Here is a 21,208-nt window from a genome sequence, read left to right as displayed (position 1 = left end):
CCCGCGCGCAACGCCGGGCGCCCTGTGCGGGGAAGTCGCGGCCGCGCCGCGCCCTCCCCCGTTTCTCCCGCGACGTCCCAAGCCGTGGCAGCCAACTGCGAGAATGTAGCGTGCAACAATTCGCGATCGTGGCAACCCACGCCATCTCCCAGCCGGACCAAGAGGCCGGTGCCGCCACGGCGCTGGTGCAGCTCGTCGACGCCGACGGCACCGCGCTGCTGCCCCCGGTGCAGGTCTACGGCGACGGCCTGGCCCGGGTTGTTGCGGAACTCGAATCACGCTCCCCGCGCTGGGTCTTCGACTCGGTGCATGCCTGGTACCCGGGGCTGCTGGCCGCCGGGGTCCGGGTCAACCGTGCCCACGACCTCACGTTGACCCGCAACATCCTGCGCAACGCCCCGCACGCGGTGCCGAGCGACTACGTGGCCGCGCTGCGCCGGGAACCGGACCCCTCCACGCTGGCCCCGGCCCACCTGCTGCCGCCGGCGCGCGTGGCCGAAAACCAGGGCGAGCTTTTCTCCGAGCCCAAGGACGATTCCGGCGCACTGGAAAACCTGCTTGCCGAGTTCCTGGCCCAGCGCGCCGCCATGGCCGATGACGAGCGCGGCAGGCGGCTGGGCCTGCTCATCGCCGCCGAGTCCGCGGGCGCGCTGATCGGCGCGGAAATGACCCACGCCGGGGTCCCCTGGGACGTCGCGGTGCACCACCAGCTGCTTGAGGAGGCCCTGGGCCCGCGCGTCCCGGCCGGGGTGCGCCCGCCGAACATGGAGCAGCTCGCGGTGCAGATCCGCGAGCTGCTCGGCGCCCCCGCCCTGAACCCAGATTCCCCGCAGGAACTGCTGCGCGCCATGAACCAGGCGGGAATCTCAGTGACCAACACCAGGGCCTGGGAACTGACCGAGCTCAAGCACCCGGTGATCGAACCGCTGCTCGCCTACAAGAAGATCGCTCGGCTGGCCAGCGCCAACGGCTACGCCTGGGTCGACCGCTGGGTCAGGGACGGGCGCTTCCGGCCCGAGTACGTGGTCGGCGGGGTCGTGACCGGCCGCTGGGCCTCGCACGGCGGCGGGGCGCTGCAGATCCCGCACCAGGTGCGCTCGGCCGTGCGGGCGGACCCGGGCATGGTCCTGGTCGTCGCCGATGCCGCCCAGCTGGAGCCGCGCATCCTGGCGGCGCTGTCCCGGGACACCGCGCTGGCGGCCGCGGCCCGCGGCAAGGACCTGTACCGGGGCATTGCCGACGCCGGCTTCGGCGGCGACCGCGCCCACGCCAAGGTCGCGATGCTCGGGGCGATGTACGGGGCCACCACCGGCGAGTCCGGGCGGCTGATGCCCAAGCTGAAGGCCACCTACCCGCGCGCCGTGGGCCTGGTCGAATGGGCAGCCCAGCAGGGCGAAGCCGGGGCGGACGTCTCGTCGTTCCTGGGCCGCGGCACTCCGCCGGCCTCCGAGGCTTGGCTGCGCGCACAGAAACGCGCGGATTCGGAGGAATCGGCACGCGCCGCGCTGTCCGAGGCCCGCAGCCGGGGCCGCTTCACCCGGAACTTCATCGTCCAGTCGACGGCCGCAGAATGGGCGCTGTGCTGGATGGGCGAGCTGCGCCGCCGGCTGCGCGCGGGGGCCGCCGCGGGCACCGACCTGGGCTCGCTCGTCTTTTTCCTGCACGACGAAATCATGCTCCACGTGCCTGCCGAACAGGCAGGGACGGTCGTCGGGCTGGTCCACGAATCGGCGAAGGCCGCCGCGGACCTGCTCTTCGGGCCGATCCCCGTGGACTTCCCGGTCACCGCCGTCGTCGTGGATTCCTACGACCAGGCCAAATAGCGGTTTCCCGCCGGGCCGGCACCGGGGCTAGGAGGACTTTCCCCGGACGGCCTCGACGAACACCTCGCGGGTACCGTCCCACGGCACCGTCCAGCCCAGGTCGTTGAACATGCGGTCCAGCACGATGGCCGTGAAACCCCAAATGAATCCGCCCTCCACGTCGAACGCCGGGGCGCTGAAGCGGGACCCGAAGCGCTCGACCACGGCGGTGACCCGGTTCGCAGGGTCAAGGAGGTCGGCCACCGGGGCGCGGAAGACAGTGGATGACTCGGCGGGGTCGACGGCAAAGACATCCGAGGGCGCGTGCCACCAGCCCACCACGGGGGTGACGATGAAATTCGAGACCGGCAGCTCGGCGTCGGGCAGCACGCCCAGGATCTCCACGCCGTCCGGGTCCAGCCCGGTTTCCTCCTCAGCCTCCCGCACGGCCGCGGCAATCGCGTCCGTGTCCTCGGGGTCGATCTTGCCGCCGGGGAAGGCCACCTGGCCCGCGTGCTTGCGCAGGGTGTCCGCCCGGGTCACGAAAAGCACGTCCAGGTCCTCGTGGACGGACGGGACCTGGCTGGTCGCCGGCACGTCGTCGAGACGGCCGAAGAGGATCAGCACCGCGGCCTGCTTCGCCCTGTCGGCGTCGATCTCCTTGAACACCCAGTTGTTGGGCATCTTGGTGGCGGCCCCGGCCACGGCATGCGCCGGGTTGGCCTTTCGCTCGATCAGCGCCAAAAGTTCTTCGCGTACGCTCATGCTTCCAATCCGTATCCCTGGGCCCGCAGCTCGCGGCGCGTGGCACCGGCGCGCATCTTCTCCAGCAGGACCTCGCGTCCCGGAGCCAGCTCGTACTTCAGCAGCTTCACGGCCTTGGCCTCATCGGTCTCGCCCTCCCCGTAGGACGGGCACAGCGTGGTCAACGGGCAGGCCCCGCAGGCCGGCTTGCGCGAGTGGCAGACCCGGCGCCCGTGGAACACCACCCGGTGGCTGAGCATCGTCCAGTCCTTGGGTTCGAAGAGCGCGCCGACCTCGTGTTCGATCTTCACCGGGTCGCTCTCCTCGGTCCAGCCGAAGCGGCGGGCCAGCCGCATGAAGTGCGTGTCGACGGTGATGCCGGGGACCCCGAAGGCGTTGCCGAGCACCACGTTGGCGGTCTTGCGTCCCACCCCGGCCAGCGTCACCAGGTCCTCGAGCCGGCCGGGCACCACCCCGTCGTACTCGTCGACGATCCGGGTGGACAAGGCCAGCAGCGAGTTCGCCTTGGCGCGGAAGAACCCGGTGGGGCGGATGAGCTCCTGGAGTTCCTCGGGCCGGGCCTGGCTCATCGCCAGCGCGTCCGGGTACCTGGCGAAGAGCGCCGGGGTGATCGCGTTGACCCGCACGTCGGTGGTTTGCGCGGAGAGCACCGTCGCGACGAGCATCTCGAACGCGTTGCCGAAGTCGAGTTCGGCGACCGCGTACGGGTAGGTTTCGGCGAGCACCCGGTTGATCTTCCGGGCCCGGCGCTTGAGGCCCAGGGCGCTCTCGTCACGCATCACAAGGCTACTTTTCCGGGAATTGCAGGTTGTCCAGCTCGCGCAGCACCGCCGGGCGGTCCCCGTCGAGGTTGACCAGGTAGTCCTGCCCGCGGTCCTCAAGGCAGAGGATCCAGACGCCGGGCTGCAGCGTGGTGATCCGTGCGCCGCTCGTCGGGTCGAAGACGGGACGCGGCTGGTTCAGCGCAAACCAGAAGCTGCTGGCTTCGGGCTCTTCGGCAACCGCGTCCGAGCGGGCTCCGAAGGGCTCGTCTTCGCGTGCCTTCTGGCTGGCGGCTGCCTTTTTCATCTGTGCGGCGAGCTCGTCGCGGGACAGTGCCGCAGTGGCGTTGTGCGCCGCCGGGGCAACGGGGTTTGCCGAGGTGGCAGGGGCGGCCAGATCGTCCGTCTTAGGGGCATCTTCCCGCGAGAGGTCCGGGGCCGCCGACGGGATCAAGCCCGTGGCTGCCGGCTCGGCTTCGGCGTCCTGCTGCACCAGGCTGACTTCCGGGAAGGCGGAATCCGCGGGCTCGTTGGTCTCCGGCGCAGCCACCTTGGAAGCGGCCGCCGGTTCATTCGCGGCCTTGTTCACCGCTTTGTTCACTGCCTTGTTCACGACGTCGTCAAACGCCGAGGATGCGGCCTCGTTCTTGGCCGCGGGCTGGTCGAAGGCATTGGCGGCGGCAGCTGGTTCGCCGGCTCCGCTGTTTTCCTGCTTCAGGTCCGACGCGACGGGGGCCTCGGCCGAGGAATCCCCGGGCACCTCGGATGCGCGCGACTCGGCTTCGGGTGCTTCGGCTTCGAGTTCCGCGGCGGACGGCTCGTCGATGACCGGCTTCTCCTGGGCCTCGGAGGTCGTTTCCGCCGGGGCCGCCGTTCCGGCCATGGGTGCCGCTGCGGCAGCGGCAGCGGCACCGACGGCAACGCCGGCGGACGCGGCCGGTGAGGCGGCGGCAGGTTCGTCGTTGGCCGGCTGCGTGTCAACGGACGATACCGGGTTCGAGGCGCGTGCCGTCATCGGAACAACCGGCTTGGACTGCTTCGACCCGGGATCGCTGCTGGCGCCGAATCCCTCGAAGGAGTCCTCGGATGCGGAGGTTGCCGCCGCGGCGGCGGAAGCGGCCTTCGATGCGGCCACGGCCACGGGGCGTATGTCGTTGGAGATCACTGCCTCGTCCCCGGGAACAAAATCCGTGCGGAACGCCCCGAAGTAGCGGGCCAGGGTGGTGCCGCAAAGCATGGCCAACGCACCGACAAAGCCCAGCAGGAAGGCAGGGGCCATCGTCGCAACGTAGGAGTTGAAGAAGTACGCGGCAGAAATCAACGAAATGATCGACCCGAACTGGTCAAGGCTCAGCGATCCAACACGCACCCTGGTGCGCTTGGTGAACCGGCGCCAGGCAAAGCCCGCGCCAACGCCCAACGGCAACAGCAGGGTGACGATCAGGTGGAACGGCAAGCCGGGGAAGATCCACATGTTCACCGAAATCGCCTTGGTCCAGGAAATCGGAAGCAGCGAGCCGGCCAGCACCAGCACCGCGCCGACGACAACGACGGTGTCACGCAGCGTTAACGGCCCAACCAGACCCTTCACCTTCGTCGTAGCACTGCCGTCTTGTGTTCCCAAGTGCACCTGTTCCATCTGAGGACCCCGCTTCTGTTCATCGTTGCTGCCAGTCAACCACCCCGACTCCGGGCCAAACACCAGAGTTGCAATTTGTTTCGGCCGCCGCCGGGTGGTCTTTCTACAGCCTATCCGCGCAGCCTGCGGTTCTTCCGCCGTTGGCCACCGCTCCGCCGGAGGTGTCGGAAAAAAGGCGGGTCCGCGCTCCCGGGCCGGGGCTTCGCCAACTGCGGGAACCCGGCAGCCACTTGGCGCGCAATGCTACCGCTTGGCGCACAAACGCCACCCCCGGCTGTCATAATTGTGACGGGCCACACCCGGCCCTCGTGGGTGGCTGTAACCTGACTCACAAGCAAACCCCTGTTGTTGGAAGGACTCTCCGGTGCCGGAAACCCATATCCCCACGCTCGATAACCTCTCTCACGAGACCCGCTCGTTCGCCCCAAGCGCAGAGTTCGTGGCGAATTCGATTGCCAAGCCGGAACAGTACGAGGCCGCCAAGGTCGACCGTCTGGGCTACTGGGCCGACCAGGCCCGCAACACCCTCACCTGGGACACCGACTTCACCGAAACCCTCGACTGGTCCGAGGCCCCCGTGGCCAAGTGGTTCGTCGGCGGCAAGGTCAACGCCGCCTACAACGCGCTGGACCGCCACGTGGAAAACGGCCTCGGCGACCGCGTGGCCATCCACTTCGAGGGCGAGCCGGGCGACACCCGCTCCTACACCTACGCGCAGCTCACGACGGCGGTCAAGCAGGCCGCCAACGCCTTCGAGTCCCTCGGCGTGGCCAAGGGCGACCGCGTGGCGGTCTACCTGCCGATGATCCCCGAGGCCGTCATCACCATGCTGGCCTGCGCCCGCATCGGCGCCATCCACTCGGTCGTCTTCGGCGGCTTCTCCGCCGACGCCCTGCGCTCCCGCGTCGACGACGCCGAGGCCAAGCTGGTCGTCACGGCCGACGGCACCTGGCGCCGAGGCAAGCCCTCGGCCCTGAAGCCGGCCGTCGACGAGGCGCTGGCCAAGGAGGGCCACACCGTGCAGAACGTCCTGGTGGTCAAGCGCAACGGCGAGGACGTCGCGTGGACTCCCCTGGACAAGTGGTGGCACGAAGTCGTCGAGACCGCACCGGTCGAACACACAGCGGTCGGCCACGACTCGGAGCACCCGCTGTTCGTGCTCTACACCTCCGGCACCACCGGCAAGCCCAAGGGCATCGTCCACACCACCGGCGGCTACCTCACCCAGGCCGCCGTCACCCACCGCGACACCTTCGACCTGCACCCCGAGTCCGACGTGTTCTGGTGCACCGCGGACATCGGCTGGGTCACCGGACACTCCTACGTCACCTACGCGCCGCTCATCAACGGCGCCACCCAGGTCATGTACGAGGGCACCCCGGATTCCCCGCACCAGGGCCGCTGGTGGGAGATCGTCGAGAAGTACGGCGTCACCATCCTCTACACCGCGCCGACCGCCATCCGCACGTTCATGAAGTGGGGCCGGAGCATCCCGGATTCCTTCGACCTGTCCTCGCTGCGCGTGCTCGGTTCGGTGGGCGAATCCATCAACCCCGAGGCCTGGATGTGGTACCGCGACGTCATCGGCACCAACAACGGCAAGAATGGCGAACGCAAGGAACACCCGGCCCCGATCGTCGACACCTGGTGGCAGACCGAGACCGGCGCGCACATGATCGCCCCGCTTCCGGGGATCACCGTGGCCAAGCCGGGCTCGGCCCAGGTCGCGGTCCCCGGCATCACCGTCGACGTGGTCGACGAAATGGGCCGGTCGGTCGCCAACGGCGAGGGCGGCTTCCTGGTCATCCGCGACCCGTGGCCCGCCATGCTGCGCGGCATCTGGGGCGACATGGACCGCTACAAGGAGACCTACTGGTCCCGCTTCGAGAACATGTACTTCGCCGGCGACGGCGCCAAGAAGGACGAGGACGGCGACATCTGGCTGCTGGGCCGCGTCGATGACGTCATGAACGTCTCGGGCCACCGACTCTCCACCACGGAGATCGAGTCCTCGCTCGTCGCCCACCCGTGGGTCGCCGAGGCGGCCGTGGTCGGCGCCAAGGACGAGACCACCGGCGAGGCCGTGGTCGCGTTCGTGATCCTGCAGGTCGAGCCGCCCGTGGGCGAGGACGTCGTGGCCACGCTGCGCAACCACGTCGGCAAGGACATCGGCCCGATCGCCAAGCCGCGCCACATCCTGGTGGTCCCGGAGCTGCCCAAGACCCGCTCGGGCAAGATCATGCGCCGCCTGCTCAAGGACGTCGCCGAGGGCCGCGAGGTCGGGGACGCCACCACGCTGGCGGACAACACCGTGATGACGCAGATCGCCGAGTCGATGCGCAAGTAGTCTGGCCAAGTGGTTCCGCGGCAGGGCGGGGTCGGGGCGGTTTTTCCGCCCCCGGCCCCGCCCTGCCGTTTAACGTCCCGTCATCAAGGCCGCGACGGGCGCCGAAATCGGGGCCCGCGCAGTGGTTGCTGGCTACAGTGGAACCATGAACGAATCCAGCAACCGCAGAATCCTTGTCCTCAACGGGCCCAACCTGAACCTCCTGGGCACCCGGGAACCGGAAGTCTACGGAAGCGAGACGCTGGAGGACGTGAGGGTCCTCTGCGAGAACACCGCCGCCGCCGCCGGGTACGACGTCGAGTTCCTGCAGTCCAACCACGAGGGCGTGCTCGTCGACGCCATCCATGCCGCGCGCGGCAACGTCGCAGGAATCGTCTTCAACCCCGGCGCCTACACCCACACCTCCATCGCGCTGGCCGATGCCATCGCCGGCGTCGAACTGCCCGTCATCGAGGTCCACATCTCCAACGTGCACAAGCGCGAGGCCTTCCGCCACCACTCCTACATTTCGCCCGTTGCTGCCGCCATCATCGTGGGGGCCGGGGTCAACGGCTACGCCCTGGGCGTGCAGCAGCTCATCCACCTCGCTTCCCGGTAGCCGGGCCACGGACCCCTGTGCGGGCGCCGGCCGGCTCGGTAGAGTGTGGCCATGAGCACCGAGGACGACGTCCGCAGGATATGTCTGGGCCTTCCCGGCGTCGCCGAGAGACTGAGCTGGCAACGCCCCGCCTGGTTCGCCAAGACGCTCATGGCCCGCATCTGGGAGGACGGCGTGCTCACCGTGAAGACCGGCGAGCGTGAAGCGCTCGCGGCCATGGAGCCGGAGACCTACTTCTGGACGCCGCACCACGATCGGTCCCCGTTGCTGCTGCTGGTCCGGCTCGAACGCGTCGACCCGGCGGAGCTCGGCGAGCTGCTGGCCGAGTCGCACCGGCTGGCCGGCGGCACCCGCTGATTCGCCCCCGGTGTCGGGGTTGCCCGGTCCGGGCCTGCACCCGGCGTGCCGGACCCTCCCCTTGTGCCGCGGGGTGGTCAGGGGCCAAGCTGGACGCGGATGCGGCAACGCAGACACCCCTTTGATCCGGCGACGTGAGGCAGGAACGTGAGCACCGAGGCAACGGAATCCACCGCATCCCTCTACCGTGACTATGCGCGCCGCTGGTTCCCCGGCCACAGCGAGCTCTACGTCCAGTGGGCAACGGGCGTGGCAGACAGCCCGGAACTGGTGGCCCTGGTTTCCGCATTGCCGGAGCCCAAGCGCCAGCCCAACCTGGTCTTTGCCGCCGCCCGCTACCTGGGCAGCGGGGACACGGACTTCGAGGGCGTCAGGGACTTCATGATCGCCCGATGGCCGGAGGTGGCTGAGATCGTCATGGACCACCGGACCCAGACCAACGAGGCCGGCCGCTGCGCCACGCTGCTGCCGTTGTTCTCCATGATCGCGGCCCAGGAGCGGCGCCCGTTGGCGCTCATCGAGGTCGGCCCCTCCGCGGGCCTGTGCCTGCTTCCGGACCTGTACTCGTACTCGTACGACGGTGCCCCACAGCTGGGGACCGGTTCGCCGCTCCTGCACTGCAGCACCACCGGCAATCCTCCGCTGCCCACCGCACTGCCGGAGATAGCCTGGCGTGCCGGGGTGGACCTGAATCCCCTCGACGGCACCGACCCGGAAACCGTCGAATGGTTGCGCGCACTGGTGTGGCCCGGCCAAACGGGACGGCTCAGGCAGCTCGATGAGGCGCTTGAAACACTCCACACGTTGAAATCCGGCGCCTACGGTTCCACCGCCGGAGCCCCGACCTTGGTGGAGGGCGACCTGAATGACCGCATCGGGGAATTGGTTGCCGCCGCGCCGGAGGGTTCCGTGCCCGTGGTTTTCCACTCGGCGGTCCTGATGTACCTCGACGAGGCCGACAGAAAACGGTTCGCCACGGAGGTTTCGGCCATGGACTGCAGGTGGGTGTCGAACGAGATATTCTTCGTGGATGCCGCCGGCGGTTCCCATGAAGCGGCTGACCAAAACTACTTCACGCTGGCGCTCGACGGGGTGGCGTTGGCACGCACCGGCCAGCACGGCGCCGAGCTCCATTGGCTGGAGAACGGATCCGGCGCGTAGCCGAAGGGGTCGCTAGTGGGACGAGCAGGCGCCGGTTGGCACCGGCTCGCGGAAGGTCTGGGCGTTGATGAAGGCCTTGTCGATTTCTTCCAGTGCCAGCGCATAGCCGACCTGGGCGCCGCCCTTGGCCTTGGCGAAGATCATGCCGACGACACGGCCCTTGGAATCAAGGAGCGGTCCGCCGGAATTCCCCTGCTCGACATCGCCCGCCAACTGGTAGATGCGCAGCGGCGCCGGCTCGGCACCGTAGATGTTCTGGATGGAAATGGTGCTCAACGATTCGACGACTGCACCCATGGCCTTGAAGGAGCCACCGCCGGGGAATCCGAGGAACGCCGCAGTTGCGCCGCGTTCCAGGTCTTGACCGCGTTCGAGGGGTTTCACGTCCAAACCGGGCACCGCCAGGATGGCGATGTCGGAGACCGAATCGAAGTACACGACGCGGGCCGAATGCACCTGGCCGTCCCCGGTTGTCACCGACGGTTCGGTGATTCCGGCGACCACGTGGGCGTTGGTCATGATGCGCTCGGGTGCCACGGCAAAACCGGAACCCGACTGGTTGACACCGCAGGCGTAGGCGGTGCCGATGATCTTGACGACGGAGCCAGCCGCGGCGTTGACCTCTGCGCTCAGCGACGTCTCCTCCGGGACCTCCACCGCAACCTGGGGTGCGAATGGTTCCAGGAGCTCGGGGATGGTTTGTCCCATGACCGCGGAGCGCGCGGTGGTGATGAGGTTGGTGACGGGTTGCGGGGTCAAGGCCTGGATGGTGCTGATGACCCTGGAATCGGCAACCTGCTGGGATACCCCCGGGATGCCCATGGTTGCCGCCGAAAATGCGATGGCGGAAATGACCAATGAGGCCATCACTGTGTTGGCCACGCCTCCCAGAATGCGGTCAAATGACTTCAATACCGGGAAGTTCAGCCATAAGCGGATTCTGGAGCCAATGGCGATTCCGATGCCCTGGCCGATCAAGATGAAGACCACGCCGGAGGCGACGACCCAGAAAATGCGCCACCCGGGGTTCGTCACCCACGTGGAGACCAATGGGATTCCGAAGAACGCGGCAGTGCCGCCGGCCAGGAAGCCAATGATGGCGCCAAGCGTGACAAAGAAGCCTTTACGCAGGCCAGAGGCCAAAAAGCCGATCAAGGAAATGATGAGTATCAGGTCCAACCACGTCATTCCCCACATTGCGTCCGGACTCCCACCCTCATACGTGCCGCATGCCTCGATCTCTTGGCATTCGGCAACTGTCTATCGTCCAGAGTTTAGCTGGCACGACTGACAGTTCCCCGCGATTCTAACCACATTTAGGCCTAAAATGCGTGTGGAAGCTGTCACATGGGCAAACCGTACGGCACAATTAGATGAGCGCTAACGACAGTTGACAGGAGATTTTATGGACATCGAGGTACTGCGCCGAGCACCACTCTTCGCATCATTGGGCGACGAGGTGTTCTCTGCATTGACTGAAGAACTAACTGAAGTGGATCTGTCCCGTGGTGCTTCGGTATTCCGCGAGGGAGATCAGGGCGACCAGCTCTACTTCATTGTTTCGGGCAAGATCAAGCTGGGTCGCACTTCTTCCGATGGTCGTGAAAACCTCATTGCGGTACTCGGCCCGGGCGAGTTGTTCGGCGAGATGGCACTGTTCGATCCGAGCCCACGCAACGCAACCGCAACGGCAGTCTCCGAGACTCGCCTCGCTGGCCTGCGTCACGAAAACCTGCGCAAGGTCATCATGACCAGCCCGGAGGTTTCGGTTCAGTTGCTTCAGGCCCTTGCCTCGCGCCTGCGCCGCACCAACGAGTCGCTTGCCGACCTGGTCTTCTCGGACGTTCCGGGCCGCGTTGCCAAGGCACTGCTGGATTTGGCCGACCGTTTCGGCCGCCCGGCAACCGATGGCATCTTGGTTGCCCACGAGCTGACCCAGGAAGAATTGGCACAGCTGGTTGGCGCCTCGCGCGAAACCGTGAACAAGGCCTTGGCCGAGTTCGTGCAGCGTGGATGGTTGCGTCTAGAGGCACGCGCCGTGGTGATCTTGGACATCCAGCGTTTGCGCCAGCGCTCACGCTAAGTCCCACAGCAGAATAATGAGGCGGTGTTTCCCCGGTTTCCGGGAAACACCGCCTCATTGCTTTAAGCGCTTCTCGCGTACCGGAACCTTGAGTTCTAGCGCCCGCGGCCGCCTCCGCCGCCTTCGGCTGCGGTGGTGGTGGTGACATCCAAGAAGAAATTATCGCCGACCTGCACCAGGTCGGGGTGGTAGCTCTTGAGCTCACGCCGCACCGAAAGATACGCGACGGTTCCCCGCGTTGAAGCGATCTTTTCCAGGATGACTTCAACCGCCGGCGTGGTGATCATGCTCAGTGGCAGCCCGACGGTATCAGGCGCCCCGGCGGTGTCCCCGAGGCTGCTTGAGTTTCGTGAGGCGAGCACGTCCGACGCAACCATCCATGCAGCCCAGCCCCCCTTGCCTTGAAGCAGCGACGGTTCCTGGCGCACCGGCAATGCGGCGGCGAAGTAGCGGGTGTCGAACCGGCGCAAGGCAAAGTTCGGGGAGATCCAGTGCGAGAGCGGACGCAGAAGGTCTGTCCGCAGGCCCAGCCCGCGCTTGGTCAACACGCTGACAAAGGACTTGTCTTGGCCCGCGACGGCCTCCCGGATTTGCATCCAGTCTTCGCTGACGCAGTTCTCGACCACTGACAGCTCATCCGTTCCGGCGAGCAGAACACCGGTTTCCTCGAAGAGCTCGCGGATGGCGCAAACGATTTGTGCCCGCACCAGCCTCTGGTCGAGGATTCCCAGGCGTTTGGACCATTCCGAAAGGCTGGGCCCGTACCAAGGAATCTCTTCCTCGTCGCCGGCTTCGAGGCTTCCACCCGGAAACGCGACACTCCCGAGCGGCGATCCTCCCGGGCGATATCCCAAATAGGTCTCCACGCCGTTTGGTGAGTCGCGAATCAACACCACTGACGAGGCCCTGCGGGTGGCGCGCGGAGTGCGGCTGCCATAGGAAACCCAGTTCGCGGCTGCGTCGTACTGCGTCGGCGGCAGTGGAAAAAGCCTACGCAAGAGCCCCGTGGACGGGACCTGGGATTTCACCACAGGTACACCGTTCACGGGGCCACTCGGATCGTGCGGATTATTCAAACTCAGCAATCAGTTCAACTTCGACCGGCGCGTCCAACGGCAGGGCGGCAACGCCCACTGCCGAACGGGCGTGCACGCCCTTGTCGCCCAGAACAGCACCGAGGAATTCGGAGGCGCCGTTGATGACGACCGGCTGGCCGGTGAAGGAAGGATCGGAAGAAACGAAGCCGACGACCTTGACGATGCGGGTGATGCGGTCAAGGTTGCCGATAACGGCCTTGATCGCAGCCAACGCGTTCAGCGCACAGACCTGGGCCTGTCCCGCTGCAACCTCGGCGGATACGGCTGCGCCGACTTTGCCGGTGGCTGTGAGTTCGCCGTTAATAAACGGCAGCTGGCCGGAGGTGTAAACCAGGTTTCCGGTGACCATGGACGGTACGTAGGCAGCAACGGGTGCGGCGACGGCCGGAAGCTCGTAGCCGAGCTCGGCCAGGCGTGCCTCTACTGCTGAAGTTGTCTGATCTTGCATGGGTTTTTTCTCGTTTCTGTACTTAGGCCTTGGGGCGCTTCAGATAAGCGACCGGTGCATTTCCATTGGGTCCGGGGACAACGGTAACAAGCTCCCAACCGTCTTCTCCCCACTGGTCCAGGATCTGCTTCGTGGCATGAATAATTAGCGGCAAAGTGGCGTACTCCCATTTGGTCATAACCGATACGTTAGCGCGTCCTTGTAAACTAGTGGGTATGGCAGCTAAAAAGTCTCCTTTTTTTGATACAGCTACCACCCTCGGCAAGATCGTTGCCTTCTTTGGGGTGAGCGCATTATGTGGCGTACTTGCGGCAGGACTCATGGTTCCTGTCGCTTCCTTTGCCGGCAGCGGCGCCAAGGCAGGTTCCGAGATTTTCGACGCCCTGCCCGCGAGCTTCAAAGAGGAGCCCATCGCAGAGCCTTCGAAGATTCTTGCAAAAGACGGTTCGGTCATCGCGACGTTCTACTCGGAGAACCGCGAGCCGGTGAAACTGGACGACATTTCTCCGATCATGCGCAAGGCGATCGTCTCGATCGAGGACGAGCGCTTCTACGAGCACAACGGAATCGATGTGCGCGGCATCGCGCGCGCCGCGGTGAACAACTTCACCAGTTCCTCGCAGCAGGGCGCCTCGACGCTGACCCAGCAGTACGTGAACAACCTGCTGATCAACTCCGACTCCATCAACGGCGTGGATCGGTCCGAGATGACGATCTCCGGCACCAAGAACATCGCCGACAAGGCCCGCGAAGCCAAGCTCGCCATTTCCATCGAAAAGGAAATGTCCAAGGACGAGATCCTCGAGGGCTACCTGAACCTCGTGCTGTTCTCCGGACGCAACTACGGCATCCAGGCAGCCGCCCAGCGCTTCTACTCCGTGGACGCCAAGGACCTGAACCTGCAGCAGTCCGCCATGCTCGCCGGCATGGTTCAGCTCCCCAACGCATACAACCCGGAGAGGTACCCCGAGCGCAGCGTCAAGCGCCGCAACACCGTGCTGGCTGCCATGCTGCGCACCGGTGCCATCGACCAGAAGGCCTACGACAAGGCAGTCAAGTCCGCTCTGGGACTGAAGCCAAGCGAAACCAAGTCCGGCTGCATCGCGGCCGAGTCGGCCAACTACTTCTGTGACTACGTCACCAAGCTGATCACCAGCGACGATACCTACGGCAAGACCAAGAAGGAACGCGAGAACCTTCTCTACCGCGGTGGCCTGACCATCAAGACGACGCTTGACCCGCGCCTGCAGAAGTCCGTTGAAAAGCAGACGAAGCTCATGATCCCGGCCAACGACAAGTCCAACATCGGCGCCGCAATCGTCACCGTTGAGCCCGGCACGGGCAACATCCTGGCCATGGGCCAGAACAAGAAGTACTCCCCCGAAAAGGGTCGTAAGTTCACCGAATACAACTTTGCCGTTGAATCGGCAATGGGCGGCGCCGGAGGCTTCCAGGGCGGCTCGACCATGAAGCCCTACACCACCATGGCCTGGCTCGAATCCGGCCGCGGCATGTATGAAACGATCAACGCACCGCGCAACAAGAATTACCCAGCGTCATTCCTTTGGAAGGCGTCCTGCCTGCCCGGTGGTTACACCACCGTCGGCGGGGGCTGGACACCAGGCAACGCTGTTGATGGTTGGGCCTCGTCCGGCACGGTTGACTACGGTCTGTTCAATTCAGTCAACTCCTTCACCGTGTCCGAGGCCTCCAGGCTTGACCTCTGCGACATCGCAGGCGCCACGGAACGACTCGGCCTGATCGACTACGACAACTACGTGGATCTGAAGAGCAACAAGAAGGTCGACAAAGCGCAGCCGATCTCCCCGGCAAACCCGTCGTTCGTCATCGGTTCGGCACGCATCACCCCTCTGGCACAGGCCACCGCGTTCGCGACCTGGGCCAACAACGGCGAGTTCTGCGAAAACCGCGCCTTGACCTCCGTGCGCGACTCGAGCGGAAACAAGTACAAGGTCAAGCCGGTGAAGTGTGAACAGGTCATGAGTCCTCAGGTTGCCGCGGACATGAACGGCACCCTGAAGAAGATCGCCTCGCAGAAGGTGGCCAAGGGCCGGATCGGTTACCAGATTGCCGGCAAGACCGGTACCAACAACGGCGCAAACTCCACCTGGTTCGTTGGCTACACCACCGGCATGGCCTCGGCCGCCTGGGTTGGACGATGGGACAAAGACCAGATGAAGCCCACGCAGGGTGCGGTTGTCAATGGCATCGCCCGCCGCTGGGTCGACTCGGGCACTTGGGCTGCACCGCTGTGGACCAACTACATGCTGGACATCGGACGCCTGTACCCGGCCGGTTCGCTCGGCAAGGCCACCCCGGCCCCGGCACCGAAGCCCGAACCGAAGAAGGCTGAGTCGAACTCCAACGACGATTCCTCCAACGGTGACTCGTCCAACGACGAGTCCTCCAACAACGATGAGTCCTCGAACGACGACTCATCGTCGGATGAAAAACCGGCAAAGGAAAAGCCAGCCAAGGAAAATCCTGGCACGGAAGATCAGTCGGGCAACGATGACTAATCACGTGGCGGACACCCATCGCCTGGCCTCGGCGGTCTCACGCACTGTGCGTGGGGCCGCTTTGGCGGTTGGTGCGGCAGCTGCCGGCGCGGGCGTCCTCGTCGGCTATGGCATGAGCGAGACCACCCGTTTCGGAGTCCGCGAGGAGACGCTGCCCCTCTTGGCACCGGGCGCGACGCCGATCAGGATCCTGCACCTGTCGGACATCCACATGGTGCCGAACCAGGAACTCAAGCGCCGCTGGCTCCACTCGCTGGCCGACTTGAAACCGGACCTGGTCATCAACACGGGCGACAACCTGGGCCACACCGACGGCCTTGATTCCCTGCTTGATGCCCTTGGCCCGCTGATGGCGTTCCCCGGGGCATTCGTTCCGGGATCCAATTGCTACTTTGCCCCGCGCCCAAAGAACCCGTTGCGCTACCTTCAGAAGCGAACCGATGCCCCGCGCAACTCCCCCAAGTTCCAGTTGCCGTGGCAGGCGATGCACAGCGCCTTCGGCGCCGCAGGGTGGGTCAACCTGACCAACCGCAGCTATTCGATGCCAGTGAACGGAACGCGGCTGGATTTCACGGGTGTCGACGACCCGCACCTTGAGCTGGACCGCTTTGCCGGTTGGCCGGCCGGTTCTTCCACCTCCAACCAGGCGCCGCACCTTCAAATTGCACTTGCCCATGCGCCGTACCAACGCGTGCTGGACAAGTTCACAGCGGCCGGAGCCGATCTGATTTTCGCCGGCCACACCCACGGCGGACAGGTCTGCATCCCGGGCTATGGCGCCCTGGTCACCAACTGCGACCTGCCAACCTGGCGCGCCAGCGGCCTGACCTACTGGGAATACATGGGACGCAGCACGCCGATGAACATCTCGGCAGGCATTGGAACCTCGCGCTTCACGCCCGTCCGCATTGCGTGCCCTCCAGAGGCCATTTTGTTCACGCTCACGGCCCGGGCGTAACCACTCCGTTTCCGATTGAACATTCCCAACCGATCACTGTAACGTATTCAGTGGTCAGTGACGCGTAAGGTGGAATGGGGTCGGAAAAGTGGCAGTACCACAAGGGCATGCACCGCATTCGGGGGTGCCCACGCTGCGCCAGACGTTCTCCCGGTTGGCGCCGTTCGTCAAGCCGATCCTGCCCCGGCTGAGTCTGGGCTTCCTCTGCGCCCTGGGCGCTGGACTCATTGCGCTGACCATCCCGCAGGTCCTTGCGTGGCTTGTCAACAACGTTTTGCACCCGGCCGGCGAGGGCGGCAACGTCTGGCTGGCCGTGGCGCTGGTCGGCGGTCTTGGCGTCCTTGAAGCGGTGCTGGTCTTCCTGCGCCGCCAGTTTGTCATCACCCCCGCGGCACGCCTCGAGACCCAGATGCGGGTGCGTTTCTACGAGCACCTGCAGCAGCTGCCCGTGGCGTTCCACGACCGCTGGGGATCGGGCCAATTGCTCTCGCGCTCCATGTCCGACCTCAACCTGCTGCGGCGCTGGCTCGCCTTCGGCGCCTTGATGCTCGTGGTGGCCACCGTCACCGTCACCACCGGTGTCATCCTGATGTTTTCCAGCAGCTGGATCCTTGGAACCATCTACCTGGCAGGCGCCATCCCCATTGCCATCCGGGCCTTCCACTTCCGCAACAGGTTCCGTGCCGCCAGCCGGCTCAGCCAGGACCAGGCCGGCGACCTTGCCACGGCCGTCGAGGAATCCGTGCACGGCATCCGCGTGATCAAGGCCTTCGGCCGCGGCAAACACATGTACGACGGTTTCCAAGACCGCGCCAAGCAGCTGCGCGACACCGAAATCGTCAAGGCCAGGACGCTTGGCAGTTTCCTGTTCCTTGTGGTGTCGATCCCCGAAATCACCCTCGCCGCGGGTCTGGTCGCCGGACTCTGGCTCACCGCCGAGGGACAGCTCAGCGTCGGCGCGCTCGTTGCGTACTTCGCCACGGCCGCGGTGCTGGCCGGACCCGTCGAAGGCATGGGCATGCTTCTGGGCATGACGCTGACAACCAAAACGGCCCTGGACCGCCACTTCGAGGTCATGGACACGCCGAACACCATCGCTTCCCCCGCGAATCCGCTGCTCCCCGACAACCCCCGCGGCCACCTTGAGCTGCGCCAGGTCCAGTTCCGCTTCCCCGACGCCACCGACGACAGCACGCCCATCCTGCAAAGGGTGGACCTCGACGTCGAGCCCGGCGAAACCATGGCACTGGTGGGCATGACGGGCAGCGGAAAATCCACGCTCCTGCACCTGGTCCCGCGCCTCTACGAGGTGACCGGGGGCTCGGTGCTCATCGACGGGATCGACGTGCGCCAGTGGGACCTCACCGCGTTGCGCCGCGAGGTTGCCGTCGCGTTCGAGGACACCATCCTCTTCTCGGCCTCGATCCGCGACAACGTCCTGCTCGGCGCACCGGAGCTCCCGGCCGAGGAGACGGAGGCGCTGCTCAACGAGGCCCTCGACACGGCCCAGGCGGGATTCGCCCGCGCGCTTCCCGAGGGCCTGGACACCGTCATCGGCGAGGAAGGGCTCTCCCTTTCAGGCGGGCAGCGCCAGCGCATCGCCCTGGCCCGCGCCATTGCCGCGAAGCCCCGGGTACTGATCCTCGATGACCCGCTCTCGGCGCTGGACGTGCGCACCGAGGAAGCGGTGACCGAACGCCTGCGCCGCACCCTCGCCGGAACCACCACGCTGATCGTGGCCCACCGCCCCTCCACCGTGGCACTGGCGGACCGCGTGGCGCTGCTGCGCGACGGCGCCATCGACGACGTGGGAACCCACTCCGAATTGCTTGAACGCAACGACCACTACCGATTCGTGATCGCCAGCCTCGAGGAAGAAACCGCCGACAACCTGAACCAGGAAGCGTAAGGGACATGAGCCAAAACACGGGTGTGTCCAACGAAGACGCCATCACCCTTTCGAAGTCCGAGCGGGCACGGGTCCGCGCCAGGTCGTGGAGGCTGCTGGCGGTGCTGGCCGGCAAGCAGAAGCCGATGCTCGCCCTGACCGTCCTGCTGGTCATCGTGTCCAATGCGGCCAGCGCCTCCTTCCCGCTGATCATCGCCTGGGCCATCGACTGGGGCCTGCCGCAGGTCCGAAGCGGAAACCTGGCCGCCCTGGGCATCACCGGCGGCGTCTACCTGCTCAGCGCCATCCTGGCCGGAAGCCTGCTCGGCTGGTACGTCCTGTGCACCGCGAAGATCTCCCAGGCGATGCTCCTTGACCTGCGCCTGCGCGTGTTCCGACATACCCAGCGGCTGAGCCTGGAATTCCACGAAAGCTACACCTCGGGCCGCATCATTTCCCGGCAGACCTCCGACCTGGAAACCCTGCGCGAGCTGCTCGACCAGGGCATCTCCGAGCTCGTCTCCTCCAGCGTGTTCGTGATCTTCACGCTGGTCTCCATCTTCCTGCTGGACTGGCGCAGCGGCCTGGTGGTCGTTGCCGCAATGGTTCCGATCAGCCTGCTCTTCCGCTGGTACCAGCGCCGCTCGGAAACCGTCTACCGCGAATCCCGGGTCGTCTCGGCCAGGCTCATCGGAACCTTCGTGGAAACCATGACGGGCATCCGCGCCGTCAAGGCCTTCCGCAAGGAAGCCTCGAACGACGAAAACTACGCGAACGTCGCGGGCGAATACCGCGACAACTCGATCCGCTCCATCAACCTCTTCGGGGTGCTGCAGCCGGGCCTGGTGCTCGTCGGCGGCCTCAGCATGGCCGCGGTGCTGGCCTGGGGCGGCTTCCGCGTCATCGACGGCACGCTGGCCGTCGGCGTGCTGGTTGCCCTCCTGCTGGCCACCAAGCGCGTCTTCCAGCCGGTCGAGAACATCGCGATGTTCTATTCCTCCCTGCAGGCCGCAACGGCGGCGTTGGAAAAGGTCTCGGGTCTGCTTGAGGAGGAACCGACGGTCGTCGAGCCGACAAAGCCCCGGCCGCTGGGCCGGGTCACCGGCCACTTGGAGTTCAAGGACGCGGTCTTCGGCTACGGCGACGGCCCCGTCGTCATGGACAGGTTCGACCTGGACATCCCGGCCGGGCAGACGATTGCGGTGGTAGGCCAGACCGGTGCCGGCAAGTCGACGCTGGCCAAGCTGATCGCCAGGTTCTACGACCTGCGCTCCGGGTCCCTGACACTGGACGGGGTCCGCATCGACCAGATCGCCAACGACGACCTGCGCCGCCACGTGGTCATGGTGACCCAGGAATCCTTCCTGTTCTCCGGAACCGTCGCCGAAAACATCGCCCTGGGCAAGCCGGGCGCCAGCCGCGCGGAAATCATCCTGGCCGCCCGCGCCGTCGGCGCCCACGAGTTCATCACCGCGCTGCCCGACGGGTACGAGACCGACGTGAACAAGCGCGGCGGCCGCGTCTCGGCCGGCCAGCGCCAGCTGATTTCCTTCGCTCGCGCCTTCCTGGCCGACCCTGCCGTGCTGATCCTCGACGAGGCCACCAGCTCGCTGGACATCCCGAGCGAGCGCGCGGTCCAGCGCGGCCTGCAGACGCTGCTGGGAAACCGCACCGCGCTGATCATCGCGCACCGACTCTCCACGGTCCAGATCGCCGACCGGGTGCTGGTGGTGCACGACGGCATGGTCGTGGAGGACGGCTCCCCCGCCGGGCTGATCAGCGAGGACGGCCGGTTCGCGGCCCTGCACCGGGCCTGGCGCGACTCGATGGTCTAACCGGATCGCTTCCGTGCAGTGTTGCCCGGAACAGCAAACGAAGAGGTCAGGCAATGAAACGTTCGGCGATTCCGGCGGTGGAGATCTTGCTGGGCACCGCCTTGCTGTTGGGTGGCTGTTCCGGGCATACGGGGATCAAGGCGTTTGACCGTGCCGCGACCCCGGATGACACACTGCCTGCCCAGGTTTCCCTCCCCGAGGACGTTGACGCCGGAAGCGTGCGATTGCTGGCCGTCGGCGACGGAACCAAGTACTTCGGCGCAACCGACGCGGACAAGTCCATGGGCTGTGTCGTGGCCTACCATCCGGGCAATGCCGACGATTGGGTTGCGGGCTGCGGAGGAATGGGCGTGCACCGGAAATCGTCGAGGCTTCGGGGGCGAACCCCAAGAGTGCCGTGATTCTGGTCAGGGACGATGCCGACACCCGCGAGCGGGAATCCAACGGGTGGACCAGGCTCGCCGACAACATCCTGGTTCCCGCCTCGTAGAGCCCCGGGAACGACTTTCGAAGACGGAGCACGGAAATCAAGCAACACTACGCGATCGCTTCCAGGGCCGAGGTACGTCCCTGGGTCGTTGCCTGCGTCAATGTGCTGCTGGGAATCCCCGGGACCGTTCCGCTATCCATGGCGTGGTACCTCGCCGCCGCTTGGCCGCTGGATGCACTCGGCCTGACGCAACGCGACCCCACGGAGAACGACGGGATCTTTCCCGTACTGGTTGTGTTCGGACCCGTGATCGCAGCCTCGGCTCTCGCCTGGTGGCTCGTGAACGGCTGGATGAGCCGGCGGGCCGTCACATCAGGCAAGGCGCTTTGGGCCACGGGCGTCATTGCGAACCTGCTGCCATGCTTCGTTCTGGCCGTCGCGTCGTACATCTCCTGAGGGCGCCGGGCCAGCAACGGCTCAACGACGAAGGGGCCCCGGG

The 21,208-nt window shown here is 66.0% G+C and carries 18 protein-coding genes; 12 read left to right on the top strand and 6 right to left on the bottom strand.

Annotated elements, in window-relative coordinates; all coding sequences use genetic code 11:
- Positions 1 to 128: 128 nt before the first annotated feature.
- Positions 129 to 1,823, top strand: coding sequence for a bifunctional 3'-5' exonuclease/DNA polymerase (locus tag ACIQLF_RS15535; protein ID WP_400300210.1), 1,695 nt, complete (start codon positions 129 to 131; stop codon positions 1,821 to 1,823).
- 27 nt (positions 1,824 to 1,850) lie between these two features.
- Here ACIQLF_RS15535 and ACIQLF_RS15530 read toward each other — a convergent pair whose 3' ends face one another.
- Genes ACIQLF_RS15530 through ACIQLF_RS15520 form a run of 3 tightly spaced genes read right to left on the bottom strand, consistent with a single transcriptional unit; the run spans position 1,851 to position 4,952 of the window.
- Complete coding sequence (locus tag ACIQLF_RS15530; protein ID WP_400300208.1) at positions 1,851 to 2,567, bottom strand: NUDIX hydrolase; 717 nt, start codon at positions 2,565 to 2,567, stop codon at positions 1,851 to 1,853.
- Complete coding sequence (gene nth, locus ACIQLF_RS15525) at positions 2,564 to 3,346, bottom strand: endonuclease III (protein WP_400300205.1); 783 nt, start codon at positions 3,344 to 3,346, stop codon at positions 2,564 to 2,566. The genes ACIQLF_RS15530 and nth overlap by 4 nt, the downstream gene beginning before the upstream one ends.
- Positions 3,347 to 3,353: 7 nt before the next feature.
- A complete protein-coding gene (locus tag ACIQLF_RS15520; protein WP_400300202.1) occupies positions 3,354 to 4,952 on the bottom strand; it encodes a hypothetical protein in 1,599 nt (532 codons plus the stop codon).
- 379 nt (positions 4,953 to 5,331) lie between these two features.
- Here ACIQLF_RS15520 and acs point away from each other — a divergent pair, with 379 nt between their 5' ends.
- From acs to ACIQLF_RS15500, 4 genes are all read left to right on the top strand, one after another.
- Positions 5,332 to 7,314: an acetate--CoA ligase gene (acs, locus tag ACIQLF_RS15515; RefSeq protein ID WP_400300200.1), complete on the top strand. Its 1,983-nt coding sequence runs from the start codon at positions 5,332 to 5,334 to the stop codon at positions 7,312 to 7,314.
- Positions 7,315 to 7,459: 145 nt separating this feature from the next.
- Positions 7,460 to 7,912, top strand: a complete 453-nt coding sequence (aroQ, locus tag ACIQLF_RS15510) for a type II 3-dehydroquinate dehydratase (protein ID WP_400300198.1) — start codon at positions 7,460 to 7,462, stop codon at positions 7,910 to 7,912.
- Positions 7,913 to 7,963: 51 nt separating this feature from the next.
- Positions 7,964 to 8,269 carry an MmcQ/YjbR family DNA-binding protein gene (locus ACIQLF_RS15505; protein ID WP_400300196.1) on the top strand — a complete coding sequence of 102 codons (306 nt, stop codon included), beginning with the start codon at positions 7,964 to 7,966 and terminating at the stop codon, positions 8,267 to 8,269.
- A gap of 147 nt (positions 8,270 to 8,416) precedes the next feature.
- Positions 8,417 to 9,430: a DUF2332 domain-containing protein gene (locus tag ACIQLF_RS15500; protein ID WP_400300194.1), complete on the top strand. Its 1,014-nt coding sequence runs from the start codon at positions 8,417 to 8,419 to the stop codon at positions 9,428 to 9,430.
- 12 nt (positions 9,431 to 9,442) lie between these two features.
- Here ACIQLF_RS15500 and ACIQLF_RS15495 read toward each other — a convergent pair whose 3' ends face one another.
- Positions 9,443 to 10,618 carry a MarP family serine protease gene (locus ACIQLF_RS15495; protein WP_400300191.1) on the bottom strand — a complete coding sequence of 392 codons (1,176 nt, stop codon included), beginning with the start codon at positions 10,616 to 10,618 and terminating at the stop codon, positions 9,443 to 9,445.
- Between the two features lie 217 nt (positions 10,619 to 10,835).
- Between ACIQLF_RS15495 and ACIQLF_RS15490 the strand changes: the two genes are divergently transcribed.
- Positions 10,836 to 11,513 (top strand): Crp/Fnr family transcriptional regulator, encoded by a 678-nt coding sequence (locus tag ACIQLF_RS15490; RefSeq protein WP_209999193.1) that lies wholly within the window; start codon positions 10,836 to 10,838, stop codon positions 11,511 to 11,513.
- A gap of 95 nt (positions 11,514 to 11,608) precedes the next feature.
- On the opposite strand, the gene ACIQLF_RS15485 is transcribed toward ACIQLF_RS15490, so the two are convergent.
- Both ACIQLF_RS15485 and ACIQLF_RS15480 read right to left on the bottom strand, forming a co-directional pair.
- Positions 11,609 to 12,559, bottom strand: a complete 951-nt coding sequence (locus ACIQLF_RS15485; RefSeq protein ID WP_400300188.1) for an NUDIX hydrolase — start codon at positions 12,557 to 12,559, stop codon at positions 11,609 to 11,611.
- Positions 12,560 to 12,581: 22 nt separating this feature from the next.
- A complete protein-coding gene (locus tag ACIQLF_RS15480; protein ID WP_400300185.1) occupies positions 12,582 to 13,058 on the bottom strand; it encodes a RidA family protein in 477 nt (158 codons plus the stop codon).
- Positions 13,059 to 13,273: 215 nt separating this feature from the next.
- Between ACIQLF_RS15480 and ACIQLF_RS15475 the strand changes: the two genes are divergently transcribed.
- The 6 genes from ACIQLF_RS15475 to ACIQLF_RS15450 all read left to right on the top strand — a co-directional run bounded on the left by ACIQLF_RS15475 (position 13,274) and on the right by ACIQLF_RS15450 (position 21,165).
- On the top strand, positions 13,274 to 15,598 hold the full coding sequence (locus ACIQLF_RS15475; protein WP_400300183.1) for a transglycosylase domain-containing protein: 2,325 nt from the start codon (positions 13,274 to 13,276) through the stop codon (positions 15,596 to 15,598).
- Complete coding sequence (locus tag ACIQLF_RS15470; RefSeq protein ID WP_400300180.1) at positions 15,591 to 16,556, top strand: metallophosphoesterase; 966 nt, start codon at positions 15,591 to 15,593, stop codon at positions 16,554 to 16,556. The genes ACIQLF_RS15475 and ACIQLF_RS15470 overlap by 8 nt, the downstream gene beginning before the upstream one ends.
- Positions 16,557 to 16,644: 88 nt before the next feature.
- Positions 16,645 to 18,465 (top strand): ABC transporter ATP-binding protein, encoded by a 1,821-nt coding sequence (locus ACIQLF_RS15465; RefSeq protein WP_400300177.1) that lies wholly within the window; start codon positions 16,645 to 16,647, stop codon positions 18,463 to 18,465.
- Between the two features lie 5 nt (positions 18,466 to 18,470).
- The gene (locus tag ACIQLF_RS15460; protein ID WP_400300174.1) at positions 18,471 to 20,279 is read left to right on the top strand and encodes an ABC transporter ATP-binding protein; all 1,809 of its coding nucleotides are present in this window, start codon (positions 18,471 to 18,473) and stop codon (positions 20,277 to 20,279) included.
- A 53-nt stretch (positions 20,280 to 20,332) separates the two neighbouring features.
- The gene (locus tag ACIQLF_RS15455) at positions 20,333 to 20,680 is read left to right on the top strand and encodes a hypothetical protein (protein WP_400300171.1); all 348 of its coding nucleotides are present in this window, start codon (positions 20,333 to 20,335) and stop codon (positions 20,678 to 20,680) included.
- Positions 20,681 to 20,907: 227 nt separating this feature from the next.
- Complete coding sequence (locus ACIQLF_RS15450; protein ID WP_400300168.1) at positions 20,908 to 21,165, top strand: hypothetical protein; 258 nt, start codon at positions 20,908 to 20,910, stop codon at positions 21,163 to 21,165.
- The last annotated feature ends 43 nt before the right edge of the window (positions 21,166 to 21,208 follow it).

The sequence above is a fragment of the Paeniglutamicibacter sp. NPDC091659 genome, from assembly GCF_044756805.1.
In the GTDB taxonomy this organism is placed as follows: Bacteria; Actinomycetota; Actinomycetes; order Actinomycetales; family Micrococcaceae; genus Paeniglutamicibacter.
This window is presented reverse-complemented; position numbering and strand designations above follow the sequence as displayed.